The organism is Bacillus sp. CH30_1T, from assembly GCF_008364765.1.
GTDB lineage: Bacteria > Bacillota > Bacilli > Bacillales > Bacillaceae_B > Rossellomorea.
The window spans coordinates 246,722-266,099 of the sequence record NZ_VTUY01000007.1 but is presented as its reverse complement, the minus strand read 5'-3'; the positions used below and the strand labels follow the sequence as shown (position 1 = coordinate 266,099).

Genomic DNA, 19,378 nt, shown 5'->3' with positions numbered 1-19,378 from the left:
GGGACAAAAGTGTTTTAGCCTAACTAAAACCCGAACTAATTTGCATTCTAAGTGGCAAATTAGTTCGGGTTTTTAATTTGTTCAAATGGACATTTTGATGTAGCTTTTTCTAGCGGTTGATTGGAGTGCAAGACGAAGACTCCTGAGGGAAGAGTAGCTTATGTGAGACCCCGCAGGCTTGCCGAGGAGGCTCACGGGCTACCCGCGGAAAGCGAAGTCTTGCACGGAAATCATTAGCGGTATTAAGTGCCTACACTGAAATGTTCGTCTTTATTTGGTGGTTTTTTAGTTTTGTCCCAGCCTCTTTTTTTGTTGCATGTATAGTTGTGGATTTTTAGATATTTTTGTAAAGTGGCTGAATTAACCCATGAAACGGCTGGATTTTTGTTAAAATCGGCCTGATTCCTACCTCTTTCTGTCATGTTCGTCTTATGCTTGTCGCCCCAGGGCGAGCCCCTTCCGCTTTTCTTGTTACCTCTGTCCCTTTTTGGCTTCTTCCTGACCTTGCAGGCTTGTTGCTCCGTTGTAGTGCAGACCCTGGTCTCTGTCTGATTCGACTCGTTTGCTTTGTTTTAGTTTCTTTTCTTGACGATCTTTACCCATCATAAACACCTCCCTTTCTTATTTTTTCTTTGAAAAAATGATTCATACATGAATGAGATACATAAAGATTTTCCATAATGTAGATAATAGGAGGGAGTGAGTGATTGTGGATGGGATTCTGTATTTATGGCTGATTTGGGGAATTTGGATTTTTACGACGTTTATGATGAATAAGGCACACCAATATCGTTTCCATTATTCCTTCATTTGTTTATTGTTATTATGCGTGTTTCCATATGGTTTGAACATAGGTTCTGTGGAGGTTGCGGTACCGGTTATTGTTTTAGGACTTATTTGTATACATTACATAAGATTTTTTAGTTTGAAAGAAAAATTATATATGCTTGTAGTCATTTTGGCGATGGGGATGCTTTATGCGGGCATTGGTTTAGTTGCTATTTATGATCCTGTTCTTATGTTCATTGATCGAAACCTTATAATGGCTCTATCGCTTGCTTTCCTGAGTATTCTCTTCTATAGCTCGTCTTCATATATGTTCAGGATGATCGCTATTGCCGGGAGTAGTATAGTTGGTGAAGTCTTTATGTGCATCCCATTAAAGAATGTAGGATTTTTATATCCCATCGGTGGACCTGTTTACCTCGATGTCCTTGCTATTTCCACTGGAATTCTCATAGCGATTAAGTTGTTTGAAGAAATAAATCAGTTATTCAACATCAAAGTACAAACAAACAAAGGGGAAATGAAGAATCTATGAATGAGTATGTGTATCCGGTCATCTTCGGAGTAGTAGTTGGGACATTAACCAGAATCTATATGCTGCGTACAGACTATCGCCAATATCCCACTTATTTGCATGGGAAGATTATACATATTGCTCTTGGATTTATTGCTGCTGGCTTAGGTACTATTGCGATTCCTGCTTTACTAGAGGAGAACTTCACGGCGATTACTTTCTTGACCGTTGCTGCGTCTCAATTTCGGGATGTGAGGAATATGGAGAGGAACACGTTGACAGAGTTAGATGCATATGAACTTGTTCCTAGAGGGGCTACATACATCGAGGGAATTGCCGTAGCCTTTGAAAGCCGTAATTATTTGGTTATTTTCACTTCTCTCTTAGCTACTTTAGCTTATATTGTCTTTAACTTCTATGTAGCGCTGCTGATCAGTGCGATATGTATGGTGATTGCTCATAAACTAATGGCTGGAGGCAGATTGAAGGATATCGTAAACATTGAATATGTGAAGCCTCATTTTGATGGGGCAGGACTTTACGTTGATAATATCTACATTATGAATATTGGATTAAAGGTAAGGCAAGAAGAAATTTTAAAGTATGGAATGGGGTTTGTACTTTCTCCCAAATCATTCGATGCCAGATCAACGGTAGCGAACCTTGGTCAAAGGCAAGCCATTCTTCATGACATGTCTACTTCGTTGGGGATATTTAAAGATTCAGGAACTCCTGCTTTAACGCCACTGGCCAAGAGGGATTTAGACGATGGTCGTATAGGTGTATTCGTCCTCCCGCAACGAAAGGATGTAGAGAAAGCCATTGCCATTCTTGGACAGGTGCCGACATTGGAAAATGCGATAAGAATGCCGTCAGAATCGAAAGCGAATCAGGAGGGTGGTAAATTAGAATGAGTACAACGATCCAAAAGTTTATTCTCGCAACGGTTACGACATCACCTGAAAAAGTTCCAAGTGGAACAAGCGTCTTTTATTGTAAAACAGATGAGGAATTGCAAAAGATCTGTGCGAATTTAGAGGCGATTCTTGATGGCATTGCCCATGAACTGGATGAAGGACTATTTATCATTGTAAAACATTGATTGCTAGTTTATTCTTTTATTGATAAAATAGTTAAGTTAGGGGGGACTGTCCCATAAGGAAACATTACCTTAAGGGCCAGTCCTTCTTATGCATAACTCCGATTGATGATTGAAAAGGTATAAAAAGAGGAAATGTAAGAATAGGACAACCTTCTTACAGAAAGGGTGAAAAACGTGACAAAACCAGTAGTAGCAATCGTAGGGCGTCCAAACGTTGGGAAGTCCACGATCTTTAATAGAATTGTTGGTGAAAGAATTTCCATTGTTGAAGATGTGCCTGGTGTAACAAGAGACCGTATATATAGTTCTGCTGAGTGGCTGACTCATGAATTTAACATTATAGATACAGGTGGGATTGAACTAGGGAATGAACCATTCCTTGATCAAATCAGGCAGCAGGCTGAAATTGCCATTGATGAAGCAGATGTGATTGTCTTTTTGACGAATGGCCGTGAAGGTGTGACTGCTGCAGATGAAATTGTAGCCAAAATCCTTTATCGCTCTAAGAAACCGGTCGTACTGGGGATTAATAAAATTGATAACCCCGAAATGAGGGAAATGATTTATGATTTTTATTCCCTTGGATTTGGAGAGCCATATCCAATTTCAGGTTCTCATGGACTTGGGCTAGGAGACCTTCTTGATGAGGTTGTGAAAAACTTTAAACAAGAAGAAGAAGAGGAATATGCAGAAGATGTGATCAAATTCTCATTAATTGGTCGACCAAATGTTGGGAAATCTTCTCTGGTTAACGCCTTATTAGGTGAAGAGCGTGTAATTGTGAGTAATGTTGCAGGAACGACGCGGGATGCCATTGATTCCTCCTACACGTATGATGGACAGGATTATGTCATCATTGATACTGCAGGCATGCGGAAAAAAGGTAAAGTGTATGAAACCACTGAAAAATACAGTGTGTTAAGAGCCCTTAGAGCAATTGAACGTTCCGATGTCGTCTTATCTGTCATTGATGGAGAAGAAGGGATTATCGAGCAAGATAAAAAAATTGCCGGGTATGCCCATGATGCAGGTCGAGCAATCGTGATCGTCGTGAACAAATGGGACGCCGTTGATAAAGACGAGAAAACCATGAACAAATGGGAAAAGAATATCCGCGAACATTTTCAATTCCTTGATTATGCTCCAATCGTTTTTCTATCTGCCAAAACAAAGAAGCGCATTCATACATTACTGCCAATCATCAATATGGCAAGTGAAAATCATGCACTACGAGTACAATCAAGCGTGTTGAATGAAGTGGTAATGGATGCAGTAGCAATGAATCCAACTCCGACCGATAATGGTAAGCGACTCAGAATCTACTACGCTACGCAAGTGGCTGTGAAGCCACCAACATTCGTGGTATTTGTGAATGATCCAGAATTAATGCACTTCTCATACGAACGTTTCTTGGAAAACAGAATACGTGATGCATTTGGATTTGAAGGAACTCCTATTCGTATTATTGCTCGCGCAAGAAAATAATAAGGTGGGTGTAAAAATGAAAAATTCAAAGAAAATAACGGTTATTGGCGCAGGGAGCTGGGGGACGGCACTTGCGATGGTCCTGGCTGATAATGGACTGGAAGTAAGATTATGGGGACACAAAAAAGAACAGATTGAAGAAATTAATATTCAACATACCAACGAAAAGTATCTGAAAGAAGTCAAACTCCCGGAATCCATCAAGGGTTATCATGATCTTAATGAGTCTTTAGATGGCGTTGATTCGATCATTCTGGCTGTACCGACGAAAGCTATTCGAGGAGTATTGGGTCAAATTCAAGAGGTTCAAAGTGCACCATTAACCGTTGTTCATGTGAGTAAAGGGATTGAACCTGATTCACTTCTAAGAATCTCAGAAATGATTGAAGATGAAATGGATCCTGATAACTTACATACAGTGGTGGTATTATCTGGACCAAGTCACGCTGAAGAAGTGAGTTTAAGGCACCCAACGACTGTGACCGTTTCCTCTAAGGATATGAAGGCTGCTGAAGAGATTCAGGACTTATTCATGAACATGAATTTCCGTGTATATACGAATCCCGATATGCTGGGGGTTGAAATCGGTGGGGCCTTAAAGAATATCATAGCCCTTGCAGCCGGAATTACAGACGGATTGGGATATGGAGATAATGCAAAAGCCGCTCTTATAACGAGGGGACTTGCAGAAATAGCCCGTTTGGGAACCAAGATGGGAGCAAACCCATTAACATTTTCAGGTTTAACAGGCATCGGTGATCTGATCGTTACATGTACAAGTGTACATTCAAGAAACTGGAGAGCGGGTAACATGCTTGGTAAGGGTCATAACCTTGATGAGGTCTTGAACAACATGGGGATGGTAGTTGAGGGCGTACGCACAACGAAAGCTGCTCATCAGTTAGCAGAAAAGTATGAAGTGAATATGCCCATTACCAACGCTTTGTACGATGTGCTATTCAATAAAGTAGAAGCGAAAGAAGCGGTAGACCACTTAATGGGACGTGTAAAGACAAACGAGATGGAAGACCTCGTGAACATTCTCGGAGAGCGATTAAATTAAGTTGATTCTTTTTCGATAGAATGCATGTTAACCTTCACTAATGAAGATTTATTGAGGAGTAGATCATTCTTTCGAAACAATGAATTAATCTTGGAATAATAGGCATTCGAGGATGCGAACCACGGCCCTGTTGCATACACTGTCATGAATATATACAGCTTTGCCTATGGATGGGTAGGTCTCGCTTTGTTTAGAGCAGCTCAAGTATTTTGACATCAGTTAAATGATGCCAAATACTTGGGAAGCTCTTTTTTTGATAATCTATGCCCCGGGAAGTCCGTATAGGTACATCTTGAGGTTTGTAACAGATTATTGAACAACCACTCTTTTCTATTCCTTTGTAAAAATCTTATGATATAATACATTCGATAACAGGAGGGATGTATGTTGGATTCAATGATGAAGATGTGGATTTCGTTTGCATCTATGGGATTCATGTTTTTTGCCATATTAACGATCTATTTTAGCAGATATAAGATCAAGCAGAAATTCTTACGTTTTATTACAGCATTCATGGCATATATAATGATGATTGCCGGTGGACTTATGATGATCTATATTGTATTTAGTGGACCGACCAATTAGGTTGCAGTCCGATTGAAAGGACGTTTTTAGATTGAAACGCTTAGGTTTAATTGCATTTCTTCTTATTTTAACTATGAGTATTCTTTCTGGATGTATGTACCCTGAGGAAAAACTTAGTCAGAATCAGATCCCTTATGAAACGCAGGTGAAGGCTGTACAAGATGCGGTTGTAACCTATCAGAAGGACAATAATGGGTTGCTTCCAATTAAGACCCGAGACCAGGATACACCCATTTATCAGAAGTATCCAATTGATTTCAGAAAGCTTTCACCTCAGTACTTAGCAGAGATTCCAGGGAATGCTTTTGAAAACGGTGGGATTTTTCAATATGTTTTGACTGACGTGGAGGAAGATCCTAAAGTCAAGATTTTTGATCTTCGGCTGGCGGAACAAATAAGGGAATTGAAAATCAGAATAGAAGCTCAAGGTTACCCGCCATTTAAAGAGGAAGTAGCCAATAATGTATATACATTAAATTATAAAGAACTGGGGTATGATGGTGATGTGTATGTAAATAGCCCATACTCAAACAAGAACCTTCCCCTTGTCATTAATGGTGACGGTGACATATTTGTAGATTACTCAATGGACTTATTTGAACTGATCAAATCGACTGATAAAGAACTGGGGCCAGGTGTAGATATCCGGAATTTACTTGTCGAGGACACTTTTTTTGTTCCAGCTTATTCTTTACCTTATACGGTAGATGAAAATAACGATCCTGTCTTTATGACAAAATAGGCATAACCCTTTTCTTGCAAAATATATTGTAAGGGAAGGGTTATTATTTTTATGTCATCCTTTATAGGGTAATTTCATCAAAACTAATGATCATAAATGCTAAAGACATAATAAATTTTTATACTTTTAATCATAAGGGGGGAAAAAAAGCATATTAATAGTCATAAGTCATTGGGACAACATCATAAATATAGAATGTGAGACAGAATACACGGATGAAACATCCCTGGAATATAAGATGGGAGGGAATCTCTTGGAAAGAGTCGATCTATTTAAGGACATTGCCGAAAGAACAGGCGGAGATATCTATTTAGGTGTGGTAGGAGCAGTTAGAACAGGAAAATCAACATTCATCAAGAAGTTCATGGAACTTGTAGTCCTTCCTAACATAGCCAGTGAATCAGAACGTGCAAGAGCGCAGGATGAATTACCCCAAAGTGCAGCAGGCAGGACCATCATGACGACAGAACCGAAGTTTGTTCCTAATCAAGCCATTTCCGTTCACGTGGATGAAGGGCTGGAAGTGAATGTGAGATTGGTAGATTGTGTGGGATATACGGTCCCGGGTGCTAAAGGATACGAAGATGAGAATGGACCTAGAATGATCAATACCCCATGGTATGAAGAGCCTATTCCATTCCATGAAGCGGCCGAGATCGGTACGCGTAAAGTCATCCAGGAACATTCCACGATCGGAGTTGTGGTGACAACCGACGGTTCCATCGGGGAAATTGGCAGAGGCGATTACATCCAAGCGGAAGAGAGGGTCATTGAGGAACTGAAGGAAGTAGGTAAACCATTTATCATGGTCATTAACTCGGCGAGACCACATGCTCCTGAGACAGAAGACCTACGAGTGAAACTTCAAGATAAGTATGACATCCCAGTTCTCGCCATGAGTGTAGAGAGCATGAGAGATTCAGACGTCCTCAACGTGTTAAGAGAAGCACTATTTGAATTCCCGGTACTTGAAGTGAATGTAAATCTTCCAAGTTGGGTAATGGTTCTGAAAGAAGAGCACTGGCTAAGACAGAACTATCAGGAAGCCGTGAAAGAGACTGTTAAGGATATAAAACGACTGCGGGATGTGGACCGTGTTGTTCATTACTTCAGTGAATTTGATCATATCGAACGGGCAGGACTTGCCGGCATTGATATGGGGCAGGGGATTGCAGAAATTGACCTGTACGCCCCTGACGAACTGTATGATGAAGTACTGAAGGAGATTGTAGGGGTGGAAATTCGCGGGAAAGATCATCTGTTGGAATTAATGCAGGACTTCGCTCATGCAAAAGCGGAATACGACCAGGTTTCAGATGCATTGAGAATGGTGAAGCAGACGGGATATGGCATCGCTGCGCCTTCGTTAAATGATATGAGTCTGGATGAACCGGAAATCATCAGACAGGGTTCCAGATTCGGAGTCAGCTTGAAGGCAGTAGCACCATCCATCCACATGATCAAAGTGGATGTACAGTCCAAGTTCGAACCAATTATCGGGACAGAAAAACAGAGCGAAGAACTAGTGCGCTATTTAATGCAGGATTTCGAAGATGACCCGCTCTCCATCTGGAATTCCGATATCTTCGGCAGAAGCTTAAGTTCCATTGTAAGAGAGGGAATCCAAGCGAAACTTTCCTTAATGCCTGAGAATGCAAGATATAAACTCAAAGATACACTCGAAAGAATCATCAACGAGGGATCAGGTGGATTGATCGCCATCATTTTATAAATGTCTTTGGACCTTCTTAGGAGGGTCTTTTTTATTTTTGCTTCTTTGAAATCTTTTATTTTTATCTTATAGCTCTGAATTTTTTTATGATCCCGATTTTTTATTACTGTTTTTCACATTGTATATTTATAAATTTACAGCTGGGACGAAAAGGTGTAAATACGCATATGGAAGCGCTCAAACCTTAATATATATAGGTTTATACAATGAGAATATCAGGGTGATGCAACCTGATGGATATTCATCCTAGATGAAAACAGGGGAGTCGATGTTTAATGGATTACAAGATTGGGAAGTAAGATAGAGTACCTAAAGGAGAGGGTATTAGTTGCAGTCATCTAAAAGAAGTGATAGGTTGAATAGACGGCAAGAATAAAGGGATATGAAGGGATTCTATTACATTTGTGTTTCAAATAAGAAAAGATTCCCATTATTTCTTGATTTGTTCTTGCTAAGGTTAATCTATTGTGATAATCTTTTAACAGAATTGTTGTTGAATATTGATTCAGCAACGTTTTTAAGCGTTTTTTCTACACTTTATGTATAGAATTCGCTAAACTTGTTTACTAATGATATTAAAGTAAATGAATCATGACTGAGACATTTCCTTGGGAGGAGGTGAATGGCATGAACAAGACAGAACTAATCAATGCTGTTGCAGAAGCTGCTGAGCTATCTAAGAAGGACGCTACAAAAGCGGTTGACGCTGTTTTCGATACAATTCAAAACTCACTTGCAAACGGTGATAAAGTACAATTAATCGGATTCGGTAACTTCGAAGTACGTGAGCGTGCAGCCCGTAAAGGTCGCAACCCACAAACAGGTGAAGAGATCGAAATCTCAGCTAGCAAAGTACCTGCTTTCAAACCAGGTAAAGCGCTTAAAGAAGCTGTAAAATAATTACATACTTTGAGCGTAAAGAAAAGGTCGCATATTTATGCGGCCTTTTTTGCTATCCATTTATAGTATGTTTATTTCTCCTGAAAAATATGTAAGGAGTTTTATTCCTTTAAAGGAAGTTTTATATTATTATAAAACTTCTAAAGCACTAGTCTTTGATGACATTATAGGCTTGTGCTAATATTAACAATGTTACTATTTCTTTAAGTTATCTTAGGAGGACAACATAATGGCACAAGTCAATCAAGGCCAAATAGAAGAAGCAGTTCGATTAATTTTAGAAGCTATTGGAGAGAATCCTAATAGAGAAGGTTTATTGGATACACCAAAACGTGTGGCGAAGATGTATGCAGAAGTATTTTCAGGAATCGGTCACGATCCGAAAGAATACTTTGAAACAATATTCAGTGAAGAGCATGAAGAATTGGTGCTTGTGAAGGATATTCCTTTTTATTCGATGTGTGAACACCACTTGGTACCTTTCTATGGAAAAGCTCATGTAGCATATATTCCTAGAAACGGAAGAGTGGCTGGACTCAGTAAACTGGCAAGGGCAGTAGAATCTGTTGCTAAACGGCCTCAGTTACAAGAAAGAATTACTTCGACAGTGGCCGATACGATCATGGAAACCCTTGAGCCTTATGGTGCAATGGTAGTGGTTGAAGCTGAGCATATGTGCATGACAATGAGAGGTGTAAAGAAGCCTGGTTCAAGTACAGTGACAACTGCAGTAAGAGGCTCGTTTAAAGAAGACTCTCAAGCACGAAGCGAAGTTCTTTCTTTTATAAAGAATTAGGAGTGAGCCAAGGATGAATTCAAATGATTATATTGTGATTAAGGCGATTGAAGATGGTGTGAATGTGATCGGGCTGACAAGAGGGACAGATACCCGATTTCATCATTCAGAAAAGCTTGATAAAGGTGAAGTCATGATTGCTCAGTTTACAGACCATACCTCTGCGATTAAGGTTAGAGGAAAAGCAACAATCGTTACAAGCTACGGTGAAGTCGAAAGTGATAACAAGAAATAATACTCTGAGCATTTACGTTCCAGAGAAGATACAGGTGGGACTGACTATGAAGAGTTGAACTTCGTAGTAGTCCCCTTTGTTATACTAAAGCTAAATAAGGGGCAATACTGATTCCCTATTGTTGAGGATTTTATGGTATAATATCTATTGCTGAAATTTTTAGACCGACACATAGTAGAAATGGGGATTATAGGGTATGAAATTCATTGATTGTAACCATCAAGCGAATATCATTCATCAATACATAGAAGAGCAGTTGCATCACTCTTACTTAAAGGAATATATCGATCAGCCTTACATAGATCGGGATCGGATTTATTTCCTGCTCCTTCCTTTTGTCAATGAGGGACAGACCTTGAATAAAGAAGTTGTACAGTGGATTTCTACTGCCATGTTATTGCAGATAGCCCTTGATACCCATGAAAAGGTTACAATCTCTGAGCTAGATCCATTGAAAGAGAGGCAGCTTACGGTACTTGCGGGAGTGTACTTCAGCAGCCTTTACTATAAAATCCTTGCCGACACAGATGATGTAGACCTTATCGCAGTATTAGCCAAGGCGATTAAAGAAATCAACGAAAGCAAAATTTCCATTTATAAAGAGGAACATCAAAACCTTGATGAGCTGATGTCAAGCTTGAAGACAAGAGAATCAGCGATCGTTTCAAAATTCTTTCGTTTTTTTGAAGATGACAAATGGATCCGGATTGTTGAGCAAGCTCTTTTATACAAGAAGCTCGTTCAAGAGAGAATTTGTATAGAGCACTCACAGAATACTAGCTTTATAAAAGCGTTGTCGACTTTAACGTTCAAATCAGCCAGTGAGACACCATCTTTAAAGCTAACGAAAGAAGAGTCCGGACATTTGCTTTCAAGGGTGGATAAATTAATTTCCTCAACGAAGAAAACCATTCAAACTCAGTTAGAGAACATAGAACCGGTAACACCGTATTTTAAAAAGCTGATTGTAGAGCTATTACCTTATGCTGAGCCTGAACCTATGACCAAACTATATGCGGAAGAAGGGTAAATCGAAATGCAGCAGTCCAAAGAACAAAAAGTCCACGGAGTATTTGAAAAAATATACTCGAATTATGATAAGATGAATTCGGTAATCAGTTTCCAACAGCATAAAAAGTGGAGAAAAGATACCATGAAGCATATGGACGTGAAGCCAGGCTCAAAGGCGCTGGACGTTTGCTGCGGAACTGCGGATTGGACGTTAGCGATAGGAGAAAAGGTCGGAGAAACGGGCAATGTAGTTGGATTGGATTTCAGCCAGAATATGCTGTCTATTGGTGAAGAGAAAGTAAAAAAATCCCCCTTGAACAACATTGAGCTGATCCATGGAAATGCAATGGAACTGCCTTTTGACGATAATACCTTTGATTATGTCACAATAGGCTTCGGCTTACGGAATGTTCCTGACTACCTCCACGTCCTAAAAGAAATGAATCGTGTGGTGAAACCAGGAGGGATGGCAGTTTGTCTTGAAACCTCCCAACCAACCATGCTCGGGTTCAAACAGATGTATTACGCATATTTTCGTTACGTGATGCCTCTGTTCGGAAAGATCTTTGCCAAGAGCTTTAATGAATATTCATGGCTTCAGGAATCAGCTAGAGATTTCCCAGGGATGAAGGAGCTTGCGAAGATGTTTGAAGAAGCCGGCTTTAAAGATATACATGTAAAACCATATAGTGGCGGAGTGGCTGCCATGCATTCAGGCAGAAAGTAAGAAATTCGTAAATTAGGTGGAAAAACTATGAAGCTAAACAGGATGTATTCGTTTTTAAAAGCGGATATTGATGAAATTGAAAAGGAACTGGAAGTTGCGATTGAGTCAGAATCACAACTTTTACAAGAGGCGTCCCTTCACCTACTACAAGCAGGTGGTAAAAGAATCCGACCTGTTTTTGTCTTGCTCTCTGCAAAATTCGGACAATATGATATTAACATTGTGAAAAATGTAGCAGTGGCTTTGGAGTTAATTCATATGGCATCCCTTGTTCACGATGACGTGATCGATGATGCAGAGTTAAGAAGAGGAAAGCCAACGATTAAAGCTCAATGGGACAATCGTATTGCCATGTACACCGGAGATTACATCTTTGCGCGAGCTCTCGAGTATATGACGAATATTAAAGCGCCTGAAGCACATCAAATACTTTCTCACACCATTGTTGAAGTATGTAAGGGTGAAATCGCTCAAATAAAAGATAAATATCGATTTGATCAAAATCTGAGGGATTACCTCCTTAGAATCAAGCGGAAAACAGCCCTGCTAATTGCTGTAAGCTGCCAGATCGGTGCCATTTCTTCCGGGGCTCCTGAAGAAATCCATCGACGCTTATACCGATTTGGCTATAATGTGGGGATGAGCTTTCAAATTACAGATGATATTTTAGATCTTACAGCAAGTGAGGAAGAACTGGGTAAGCCTGCCGGCAGTGACTTGTGGCAAGGTAATATTACCCTTCCTATTTTATACGCGATGGAAAAACCTGAACTTAAAACAAAGATTGAAAGAGTGACTGAATATACTTCTCCTGAAGAGATGAGAGAAATCATTTCGTCCATCATAGCCACGGATGCCATAGATCGATCTCATAAGCTTAGTAGAATGTATTTAGACAGAGCGTTGGAAGATCTGGATCATCTCCCATACAACCGTGTGAAGAAAACATTGAAGAATATCGCAAACTTTATTGGTAAGAGAAAATATTAAGAAAATTTAAAATGGAAACGTTGCCAAAAACCCTAATCAGTGTTACTATTTTCGTGGGATGTCCTTAGGACTTCTATACATACATATTTAGGAGTGGGGAAGATGGAAAAGACATTTTTAATGGTAAAACCGGACGGCGTACAAAGAGGTCTAATCGGTGATATCGTATCACGTTTTGAAAAAAAGGGCTTTCAATTAGTAGGGGCAAAGCTAATGAGCATTTCAAATGAGCTTGCTGAAGAGCATTACGGTGAGCACAAGGAAAGACCATTCTTTGGAGAGCTTGTTGACTTTATCACTTCTGGCCCTGTATTTGCAATGGTTTGGCAAGGTGAAAACGTCATCACGACAGCTCGTGGAATGATGGGAGCAACAAACCCTAAGGATGCTGCTCTTGGGACAATCCGTGGTGATTTCGGCTTGACAGTCGGAAAGAATATTATCCACGGATCTGACTCTAGTGAAAGCGCTGTTAGAGAAATCGGCTTATTCTTCAAAGAGGAAGAACTGGTAGAATATTCTAAATTAATGAACGAGTGGGTTTATTAATACCTGTTAAACAAATAAGATCTTTTATGGCAAGTCGTGTTAAGGAGACTTGTCTTTTCTTATGGAATAGGGTTTAACTTTTTTGTATAGCGTTCGATATAATACATATAGTCTTATACCTTTAATGTAGCGAAGTGAGTGGGTCCTTATGTCAAATGATTATCTTGAATTTATTCAAGGGATAAAAAGAAAAACGGGTATTGATCTTTCCCTTTACAAAGAAGCTCAAATGAAACGGAGATTAACGGCACTGTATGAAAAAAAGGGATGCGGAAGTTTTCAAGAGTTCTACAATAAGCTGAACCATGACAGCGAAGAAATGGAAGAGTTTCTCGATCGAATGACGATCAATGTATCAGAGTTTTATCGAAACTACAAACGGTGGGAAGTTCTCGAGAATAATATCCTTCCCAGACTTCTGCAGGAAAACAAATCACTTAAAATATGGAGTGCAGCTTGTTCAACTGGGGAAGAGCCGTACACGATCGCCATGATGCTGTCGGAACACATGACTCTTTCAGGACGTACCATCTCCGCGACTGATATTGATAAAAATGCCATTCAACGTGCAAGGAATGGTCTCTACCCTGAACGATCGCTGAATGAGGTCCCAACCGTTATGAGAGCCCGATATTTCACTCAGGAAGGTACCTTGTTCAAATTGAATGAAGAGATTAGAAGAAACGTGACTTTCAAGCAGCAGAACCTGCTGTCAGACCCATTTGAGGGGAACTACGACTTGATAGTTTGCAGGAATGTGTTAATTTATTTCACGGAGGAAGCGAAGAACCTATTATATAAAAAATTCAATGCATCACTTAGACCTGGCGGTGTGCTTTTTGTCGGAAGTACCGAACAAATCTTCAACCCATCCCAATACGGATTCGAGACAGAAGACACATTCTTCTATAAAAAAATCTAAAATTTACGATGTCGATCCTACATTTACTGGACGGCTGTACGCTTGCTTTAGGGTAACGATACAGTTTAAAAGTCAAATATGTTGGGTTACATCGTTTTTTTCTATGTTCGAGAGGTTTTTAGAAAATTTTTTAAACTTTAGGGCTAGGAAATGATCTGAATTCTATGTTATATTGGTACATAATTCTTTAGCGAGTTGAAGGGGGAAAGTAAATGAGGTACTTAACATCTGGAGAATCACATGGACCACAATTAACGACCATCATTGAAGGGCTGCCTGCAGGAATGCCTTTAGAAGCAGAGGATATCAATGATAACCTGGCAAGAAGGCAAAAAGGCTATGGCCGTGGCCGGAGGATGCAAATCGAGAAAGATCAGGCATCGATCGTTGGAGGAGTGAGACATGGATATACTTTGGGATCTCCTTTAGGACTGGTTGTGGAGAATAAAGACTGGACTCACTGGACGAAAGTGATGGGCATCGAACCTCTGGGGCCTGGAGAAGAAGAAGAGGTAAAGAGAAAGATTTCAAGACCAAGACCAGGTCATGCAGACCTTGTCGGTGGTATGAAATATGGTCATAGGGATCTGAGGAATGTATTGGAAAGGTCATCAGCGAGAGAAACCACTGTAAGAGTGGCTGCAGGTGCCGTTGCGAAGAAGTTATTAAAGTTGTTAGGAATCGAAGTTGTCGGGCATGTTCTTGAAATTGGTGGAATTAAAGCAGAGAACCTACACTATGATTCTATAAATGATCTAAGAGATATTACTGAAGATTCTCCGGTCCGATGCCTGGATAAAGAAGCTGCACAGAAAATGATGGACTTAATAGATGAAGCGAAGGAAAATGGAGATTCCATTGGTGGTGTAGTTGAAGTCATCGTTGAAGGGATGCCTTCAGGCGTTGGGAGCTATGTCCATTATGACCGTAAGCTTGATGCGAAGGTTGCCATGGCCGTCATGAGTATAAATGCATTTAAAGGGGTCGAATTCGGCTTAGGGTTTGAAATGGCGCGGAAACCGGGTAGTGAAGTTCACGATGAAATTGCTTGGAGTGAAGAACTGGGATACTACCGTAAAACGAATCGTTTAGGCGGCTTTGAAGGCGGTATGACGACAGGAATGCCCATTCGGGTTAAAGGGGTAATGAAGCCTATTCCTACCCTGTATAAACCATTACAAAGCGTGGATATTGAAACAAAGGAACCATTTAAAGCAAGTATCGAGAGATCCGATAGCTGTGCGGTACCGGCTGCAAGCGTAGTGGCAGAGGCCGTAGTGGCATGGGAACTTGCTTCTGCTATCGTGGACCAATTTCATAGTGATCAATTCGATAAGCTCCATGAAGATATCAATAGACAACGTCAAGAGTCCAGGGAGTATTAATGAATGAAACAGATAACCATTCAAACTGCTTCCAAAACGTATGATGTAAAAATTGGAGTGGATATGACGAATGAAATTGTTTCTTTTATAAAAAAGACCTTTCCGCAAGTATCAAAATTGTGGATCATCGCGGATAAAGAGGTCTTCAACCTTCATGGAACAGCTTTTACAGAGATTTTAAGTCGATCATATGACGTAACGACTTATCTGGCTCCTAAAGGAGAACACGCCAAAAGTTTCGCTATATATGAAGATGCCATCACCCACGGTCTTGCAAATCATGTCGATCGCAGTGCCATGGTGATAGCATTCGGAGGCGGAGCCATCGGCGATCTTGCAGGTTTCGTCGCTTCCACCTATATGAGGGGGATCCCCTTCATTGGTGTCCCTACTACGATACTCGCTCATGATAGTGCTGTTGGAGGGAAGGTAGCGATTAACCACCCCCTTGGCAAAAATATGGTAGGGCAATTTTATCAGCCTGAAGGTGTGTTTTTTGATTTGGATTATATGACTACTTTACCGAAAACGGAAGTACTATCCGGATTCTCAGAAGTGATCAAGCACGCCTTTTTATCTGATCGAGCTTTTTTACAGGAGTTGATGGATAATTTTCATTCCCCGGAACAGTTGGATCATGAATTTCTAACGGATTGTCTGATGAAAGGGATCCGTGTTAAAGGAAATATTGTTGCGAAGGACGAGAGAGAATCGAATATCCGAGCGTTTTTAAATTTTGGGCATACGTATGGCCATGCCGTTGAAAGTGCCAGTGGATACGGAAATCGAACGCATGGTGAATCGGTTATGATCGGGATGATTTTTGCTCTGCATCTTAGTGAACAATACTGCGAACTTACATTTGATTTACAAGGATTTATAGATTGGGTCGCTTCACTTGGGTACAATCTGAACATTCCATCTCATATCACTTTTGATAATTTATATATAGGAATGAAACTTGATAAGAAATCCCAGCATGGAAATCCTGTTTTTGTGTTATTGAAGGATATTGGGAAACCATTGATGGTGAAAGTTTCTGTAGAGGACTTAAGGCGGGCAGATCAATTTATTCGAGAATTTAATTAGAAATCTGGTCTTAATGAATCACGAAAGTAAAAATAGAGCTCATTAGCCGGAGAAAAGGGAGAGTGGAAGAATGATCAGGGGAGTTCGAGGCGCAACTACAACGGATTGTGACAATGAAAAGGATGTTCTCCTTTCAACTGAAAGTCTCTTAAGGGAAATGATTTTACATAATAATATTATGGCAGAGGATGTTGCATCTGTATTTATTTCTGCCACCAGTGACATCGGGAGTGTATTTCCGGCAAAAGCATTAAGAAGGATTGATGAGTGGAAATATGTTCCTGTCATGTGTATGCAAGAGTTGGATGTTCCTGATGCATTGCCATATTGTATTAGAGTGATGATTCATTTAAATACATCCACACCTCAGAAAGACATCCAACATATTTATATGAAAAATGCAGTCAGCCTTCGTCCTGACTTGAAAGATACCCCGCCTATTTCGAATGAAAACGATTGAAAGGAAGGTAAGCATGAAGTGGAGATCTCAGATTCAAAATCTTAAGGCATACCAGCCCGGGAAAACGATGGATGATGTGAAAGAACTATTCAATCTCGACAAAGTAGTGAAGCTTGCTTCGAATGAAAATCCATTCGGCTGTTCAAAGAACGTTGAAACCTTTCTCAAGACGAACGCTGTTTCACATGCGATTTATCCCGACGGTTATGCGAAGGAATTGCGAATGAAGGTGGCAGAGCAGCTATCTGTGGACCCTGGACAGTTACTTTTCGGAAATGGATCAGATGAAGTGATACAGATGATTTCAAGAGCATTGTTAGATGGTGATAAGAGCACGGTTATGGCTACGCCGACTTTCCCTCAGTATAAGCACAATGCCATTGTTGAAGGAGCTGAAATAAGAGAAGTTCCCATTGATTCAGCTGGCAGACATCAATTAACCAAGATGCTTGCTGAAATTGATGAAACGACCTCAGTCGTTTGGCTTTGTTCACCGAATAATCCAACTGGGGAATATATTCGCAGTGAGGAACTCATCTCCTTCCTGGATGAGGTTCCTGCACATGTATTAGTCGTATTGGATGAAGCCTATTATGAATATGTTGTGGCAGAGGACTACTATAATTCATTGGAATTATTAAAATCATACCCTCAATTATTGATTACGCGTACTTTCTCAAAGGCATACGGTCTTGCCGGCTTTCGAGTAGGTTTCGGAATCGCGAATGAAGAAGTGATAGGAAAATTAGAACCAATCCGAGAACCGTTTAATAATAATGCTTTGGGTCAGGGAGCCGCATCCGCAGCCGTTGGGGACCAGACGTTTATAAGAGAATGCAGGGAGCACAATCGCAAAGGACTGGAGCAGTATTACCAGTTCTGCAAGGAACACGGTCTTCATTATATTCCATCACAAGCAAACTTCGTGTTAATCGATTTCGGTGTAAGCGGTGATGATGTGTTTCAATACTTAATGAGTAAGGGATTCATTGTACGGTCCGGAGAGGCTCTGGGATATCCTCATTCTGTTCGGGTAACGGTAGGCTCACATGAACAAAATGAAGAGGTTATTGAGAAAATGAAGGAATTTCTAGTCCTACAAAATCAAGTATAAAAAGGAATGAATGGTCGGAACGGCTTAGAATTTTGAGCCCTTTCCGACTTTTTTCAAATCAAATGAAGGGGGCAATCATGAAAGGGACAGTATTGGTCATTGGGATGGGATTAATCGGAGGCTCATTAGCACTCTGTATAAAGAGTGAACACCCCGATGCTAAAATCATTGGACATGATATTAATCATAAAGAGTTAAGGTTGGCGAGATCACTGGGAATTATCGATGAAATGTCACTATCTTTACAGTCTGCTGCTGAAAGAGCGGATCTCATCATCATTTCCACACCAGTTTTTCAAACTGAAAAGATTATTGTGCAGTTTGAATCATTCGCTTTAAAAGAAACGGTGATAATCACCGACACGGGGAGCACAAAAGAACAAATTATGAAGTGCTCCGAGGAACTGACCGCTAAAGGGATTCAGTTCATTGGTGGACATCCGATGGCGGGTTCTCATAAAAGCGGTGTTGCAGCAGCTAAAAAAATCTTATTTGAAAATGCCTTCTATATGCTGACTCCAGGTTCTGGTGCTACTGGTATCAAAGTTGAAGTACTTCAAGAATGGCTGAAAGGAACGCATGCTAAATTTCTGATAGTAGAACCCAGGGAGCACGATGAATTAACGGGAACGATCAGTCATTTTCCACATATTGTAGCGGCATCCCTTGTTCATCAAGCGAAAGAATCTTCTGTACAGCACCCTTATTTGCGGAGGCTCGCTGCTGGAGGGTTCCGTGATATCACAAGGATTGCCTCTTCTAACCCCACGATGTGGAAGGATATCACGCTTCAGAACAGAGCGGTTTTGCTTTCACTTCTCAAACAGTGGAAAACAGAAATGGATGAAGTCATCACCATTATTGAAGAGAAGGACTCACAGGGAATCTTTGATTACTTCACAGAAGCGAAAACTTTTCGGGATGATCTTCCCATCCTTGAAAAAGGGGCCATCCCTTCGTTCTATGACTTATTTGTTGATGTTCCTGATTATCCAGGGGTGATATCTGAAGTTACTGCTTACCTTGCCGGGGAAGACATAAGTTTAACAAACATAAGAATCCTGGAAACGAGAGAAGATATTTACGGAGTATTAGTCATCAGCTTTCAAACACTTGAAGATAGGGAAAGAGCTTTAAACTGCTTAAAAGAAAATACCGATTATGAATTATTCTTAGGGTAAAGGGTGATAA

General features: G+C 40.3%; 23 protein-coding genes. 21 read left to right on the top strand and 2 right to left on the bottom strand.

Going from position 1 to position 19,378, the window contains the following annotated elements; translation table 11 throughout:
* Positions 1-242 precede the first annotated feature (242 nt).
* Together F0342_RS24985 and F0342_RS16390 are read right to left on the bottom strand one after the other, a co-directional pair.
* A complete protein-coding gene (locus tag F0342_RS24985) occupies positions 243-422 on the bottom strand; it encodes a hypothetical protein (RefSeq protein WP_188048583.1) in 180 nt (59 codons plus the stop codon).
* Positions 423-471: 49 nt separating this feature from the next.
* Positions 472-603 (bottom strand): YpzI family protein, encoded by a 132-nt coding sequence (locus F0342_RS16390; RefSeq protein WP_149156940.1) that lies wholly within the window; start codon positions 601-603, stop codon positions 472-474.
* Between the two features lie 100 nt (positions 604-703).
* Here F0342_RS16390 and F0342_RS16385 point away from each other — a divergent pair, with 100 nt between their 5' ends.
* From F0342_RS16385 to F0342_RS16285, 21 genes are all read left to right on the top strand, one after another.
* Positions 704-1,321 (top strand): YphA family membrane protein, encoded by a 618-nt coding sequence (locus tag F0342_RS16385; protein WP_149156939.1) that lies wholly within the window; start codon positions 704-706, stop codon positions 1,319-1,321.
* On the top strand, positions 1,318-2,214 hold the full coding sequence (locus F0342_RS16380; protein WP_149156938.1) for a YIEGIA family protein: 897 nt from the start codon (positions 1,318-1,320) through the stop codon (positions 2,212-2,214). Before F0342_RS16385 ends, F0342_RS16380 begins: the two co-directional genes overlap by 4 nt.
* Complete coding sequence (locus tag F0342_RS16375) at positions 2,211-2,402, top strand: capping complex subunit for YIEGIA (RefSeq protein ID WP_113970716.1); 192 nt, start codon at positions 2,211-2,213, stop codon at positions 2,400-2,402. The genes F0342_RS16380 and F0342_RS16375 overlap by 4 nt, the downstream gene beginning before the upstream one ends.
* 174 nt (positions 2,403-2,576) lie before the next feature.
* Positions 2,577-3,887, top strand: a complete 1,311-nt coding sequence (gene der, locus F0342_RS16370) for a ribosome biogenesis GTPase Der (protein ID WP_149156937.1) — start codon at positions 2,577-2,579, stop codon at positions 3,885-3,887.
* Between the two features lie 16 nt (positions 3,888-3,903).
* Positions 3,904-4,950 carry an NAD(P)H-dependent glycerol-3-phosphate dehydrogenase gene (locus F0342_RS16365; protein ID WP_149156936.1) on the top strand — a complete coding sequence of 349 codons (1,047 nt, stop codon included), beginning with the start codon at positions 3,904-3,906 and terminating at the stop codon, positions 4,948-4,950.
* A gap of 384 nt (positions 4,951-5,334) precedes the next feature.
* The gene (locus F0342_RS16360) at positions 5,335-5,535 is read left to right on the top strand and encodes a DUF2768 domain-containing protein (RefSeq protein ID WP_148969471.1); all 201 of its coding nucleotides are present in this window, start codon (positions 5,335-5,337) and stop codon (positions 5,533-5,535) included.
* Between the two features lie 31 nt (positions 5,536-5,566).
* On the top strand, positions 5,567-6,277 hold the full coding sequence (locus F0342_RS16355; RefSeq protein WP_262481776.1) for a hypothetical protein: 711 nt from the start codon (positions 5,567-5,569) through the stop codon (positions 6,275-6,277).
* Positions 6,278-6,530: 253 nt separating this feature from the next.
* Positions 6,531-8,009: a stage IV sporulation protein A gene (gene spoIVA, locus F0342_RS16350; RefSeq protein ID WP_149156935.1), complete on the top strand. Its 1,479-nt coding sequence runs from the start codon at positions 6,531-6,533 to the stop codon at positions 8,007-8,009.
* A 627-nt stretch (positions 8,010-8,636) separates the two neighbouring features.
* Positions 8,637-8,909, top strand: a complete 273-nt coding sequence (locus F0342_RS16345) for an HU family DNA-binding protein (protein ID WP_034758336.1) — start codon at positions 8,637-8,639, stop codon at positions 8,907-8,909.
* Positions 8,910-9,138: 229 nt separating this feature from the next.
* Positions 9,139-9,705 carry a GTP cyclohydrolase I FolE gene (folE, locus tag F0342_RS16340; RefSeq protein WP_149156934.1) on the top strand — a complete coding sequence of 189 codons (567 nt, stop codon included), beginning with the start codon at positions 9,139-9,141 and terminating at the stop codon, positions 9,703-9,705.
* A gap of 13 nt (positions 9,706-9,718) precedes the next feature.
* Positions 9,719-9,940: a trp RNA-binding attenuation protein MtrB gene (gene mtrB / locus F0342_RS16335; RefSeq protein WP_034758340.1), complete on the top strand. Its 222-nt coding sequence runs from the start codon at positions 9,719-9,721 to the stop codon at positions 9,938-9,940.
* Between the two features lie 196 nt (positions 9,941-10,136).
* Positions 10,137-10,970, top strand: a complete 834-nt coding sequence (locus tag F0342_RS16330; RefSeq protein WP_149156933.1) for a heptaprenyl diphosphate synthase component 1 — start codon at positions 10,137-10,139, stop codon at positions 10,968-10,970.
* 6 nt (positions 10,971-10,976) lie between these two features.
* Positions 10,977-11,678 carry a demethylmenaquinone methyltransferase gene (locus tag F0342_RS16325; RefSeq protein ID WP_149156932.1) on the top strand — a complete coding sequence of 234 codons (702 nt, stop codon included), beginning with the start codon at positions 10,977-10,979 and terminating at the stop codon, positions 11,676-11,678.
* 27 nt (positions 11,679-11,705) lie between these two features.
* Entirely contained in the window at positions 11,706-12,668 is a 963-nt protein-coding gene (gene hepT, locus F0342_RS16320; protein WP_149156931.1) for a heptaprenyl diphosphate synthase component II, read from the top strand.
* 102 nt (positions 12,669-12,770) lie between these two features.
* Positions 12,771-13,217, top strand: a complete 447-nt coding sequence (gene ndk, locus F0342_RS16315) for a nucleoside-diphosphate kinase (protein WP_098440015.1) — start codon at positions 12,771-12,773, stop codon at positions 13,215-13,217.
* Positions 13,218-13,365: 148 nt separating this feature from the next.
* On the top strand, positions 13,366-14,139 hold the full coding sequence (locus tag F0342_RS16310) for a CheR family methyltransferase (RefSeq protein ID WP_149156930.1): 774 nt from the start codon (positions 13,366-13,368) through the stop codon (positions 14,137-14,139).
* A 212-nt stretch (positions 14,140-14,351) separates the two neighbouring features.
* Positions 14,352-15,524: a chorismate synthase gene (aroC, locus tag F0342_RS16305; protein WP_149156929.1), complete on the top strand. Its 1,173-nt coding sequence runs from the start codon at positions 14,352-14,354 to the stop codon at positions 15,522-15,524.
* 3 nt (positions 15,525-15,527) lie between these two features.
* Positions 15,528-16,613, top strand: coding sequence for a 3-dehydroquinate synthase (aroB, locus tag F0342_RS16300; RefSeq protein ID WP_149156928.1), 1,086 nt, complete (start codon positions 15,528-15,530; stop codon positions 16,611-16,613).
* Positions 16,614-16,683: 70 nt separating this feature from the next.
* Positions 16,684-17,073 (top strand): chorismate mutase, encoded by a 390-nt coding sequence (aroH, locus tag F0342_RS16295; RefSeq protein ID WP_149156927.1) that lies wholly within the window; start codon positions 16,684-16,686, stop codon positions 17,071-17,073.
* A 13-nt stretch (positions 17,074-17,086) separates the two neighbouring features.
* On the top strand, positions 17,087-18,187 hold the full coding sequence (hisC, locus tag F0342_RS16290; RefSeq protein WP_149156926.1) for a histidinol-phosphate transaminase: 1,101 nt from the start codon (positions 17,087-17,089) through the stop codon (positions 18,185-18,187).
* A gap of 77 nt (positions 18,188-18,264) precedes the next feature.
* Positions 18,265-19,368, top strand: coding sequence for a prephenate dehydrogenase (locus F0342_RS16285; RefSeq protein ID WP_149156925.1), 1,104 nt, complete (start codon positions 18,265-18,267; stop codon positions 19,366-19,368).
* The last annotated feature ends 10 nt before the right edge of the window (positions 19,369-19,378 follow it).

Coding starts and splice junctions, on each gene's coding strand:
- folE (WP_149156934.1), top strand. CDS start 9,139: ATGGCACAAGTCAATCAAGGCCAAATAGAAGAAGCAGTTCGATTAATT.
- F0342_RS16310 (WP_149156930.1), top strand. CDS start 13,366: ATGTCAAATGATTATCTTGAATTTATTCAAGGGATAAAAAGAAAAACG.
- F0342_RS16285 (WP_149156925.1), top strand. CDS start 18,265: ATGAAAGGGACAGTATTGGTCATTGGGATGGGATTAATCGGAGGCTCA.
- F0342_RS24985 (WP_188048583.1), bottom strand. CDS start 422: ATGACAGAAAGAGGTAGGAATCAGGCCGATTTTAACAAAAATCCAGCC.
- aroC (WP_149156929.1), top strand. CDS start 14,352: ATGAGGTACTTAACATCTGGAGAATCACATGGACCACAATTAACGACC.
- hisC (WP_149156926.1), top strand. CDS start 17,087: ATGAAGTGGAGATCTCAGATTCAAAATCTTAAGGCATACCAGCCCGGG.
- F0342_RS16345 (WP_034758336.1), top strand. CDS start 8,637: ATGAACAAGACAGAACTAATCAATGCTGTTGCAGAAGCTGCTGAGCTA.
- F0342_RS16325 (WP_149156932.1), top strand. CDS start 10,977: ATGCAGCAGTCCAAAGAACAAAAAGTCCACGGAGTATTTGAAAAAATA.
- F0342_RS16330 (WP_149156933.1), top strand. CDS start 10,137: ATGAAATTCATTGATTGTAACCATCAAGCGAATATCATTCATCAATAC.
- F0342_RS16360 (WP_148969471.1), top strand. CDS start 5,335: ATGTTGGATTCAATGATGAAGATGTGGATTTCGTTTGCATCTATGGGA.
- mtrB (WP_034758340.1), top strand. CDS start 9,719: ATGAATTCAAATGATTATATTGTGATTAAGGCGATTGAAGATGGTGTG.
- ndk (WP_098440015.1), top strand. CDS start 12,771: ATGGAAAAGACATTTTTAATGGTAAAACCGGACGGCGTACAAAGAGGT.
- aroH (WP_149156927.1), top strand. CDS start 16,684: ATGATCAGGGGAGTTCGAGGCGCAACTACAACGGATTGTGACAATGAA.
- aroB (WP_149156928.1), top strand. CDS start 15,528: ATGAAACAGATAACCATTCAAACTGCTTCCAAAACGTATGATGTAAAA.
- F0342_RS16375 (WP_113970716.1), top strand. CDS start 2,211: ATGAGTACAACGATCCAAAAGTTTATTCTCGCAACGGTTACGACATCA.
- F0342_RS16365 (WP_149156936.1), top strand. CDS start 3,904: ATGAAAAATTCAAAGAAAATAACGGTTATTGGCGCAGGGAGCTGGGGG.
- F0342_RS16380 (WP_149156938.1), top strand. CDS start 1,318: ATGAATGAGTATGTGTATCCGGTCATCTTCGGAGTAGTAGTTGGGACA.
- F0342_RS16390 (WP_149156940.1), bottom strand. CDS start 603: ATGGGTAAAGATCGTCAAGAAAAGAAACTAAAACAAAGCAAACGAGTC.
- hepT (WP_149156931.1), top strand. CDS start 11,706: ATGAAGCTAAACAGGATGTATTCGTTTTTAAAAGCGGATATTGATGAA.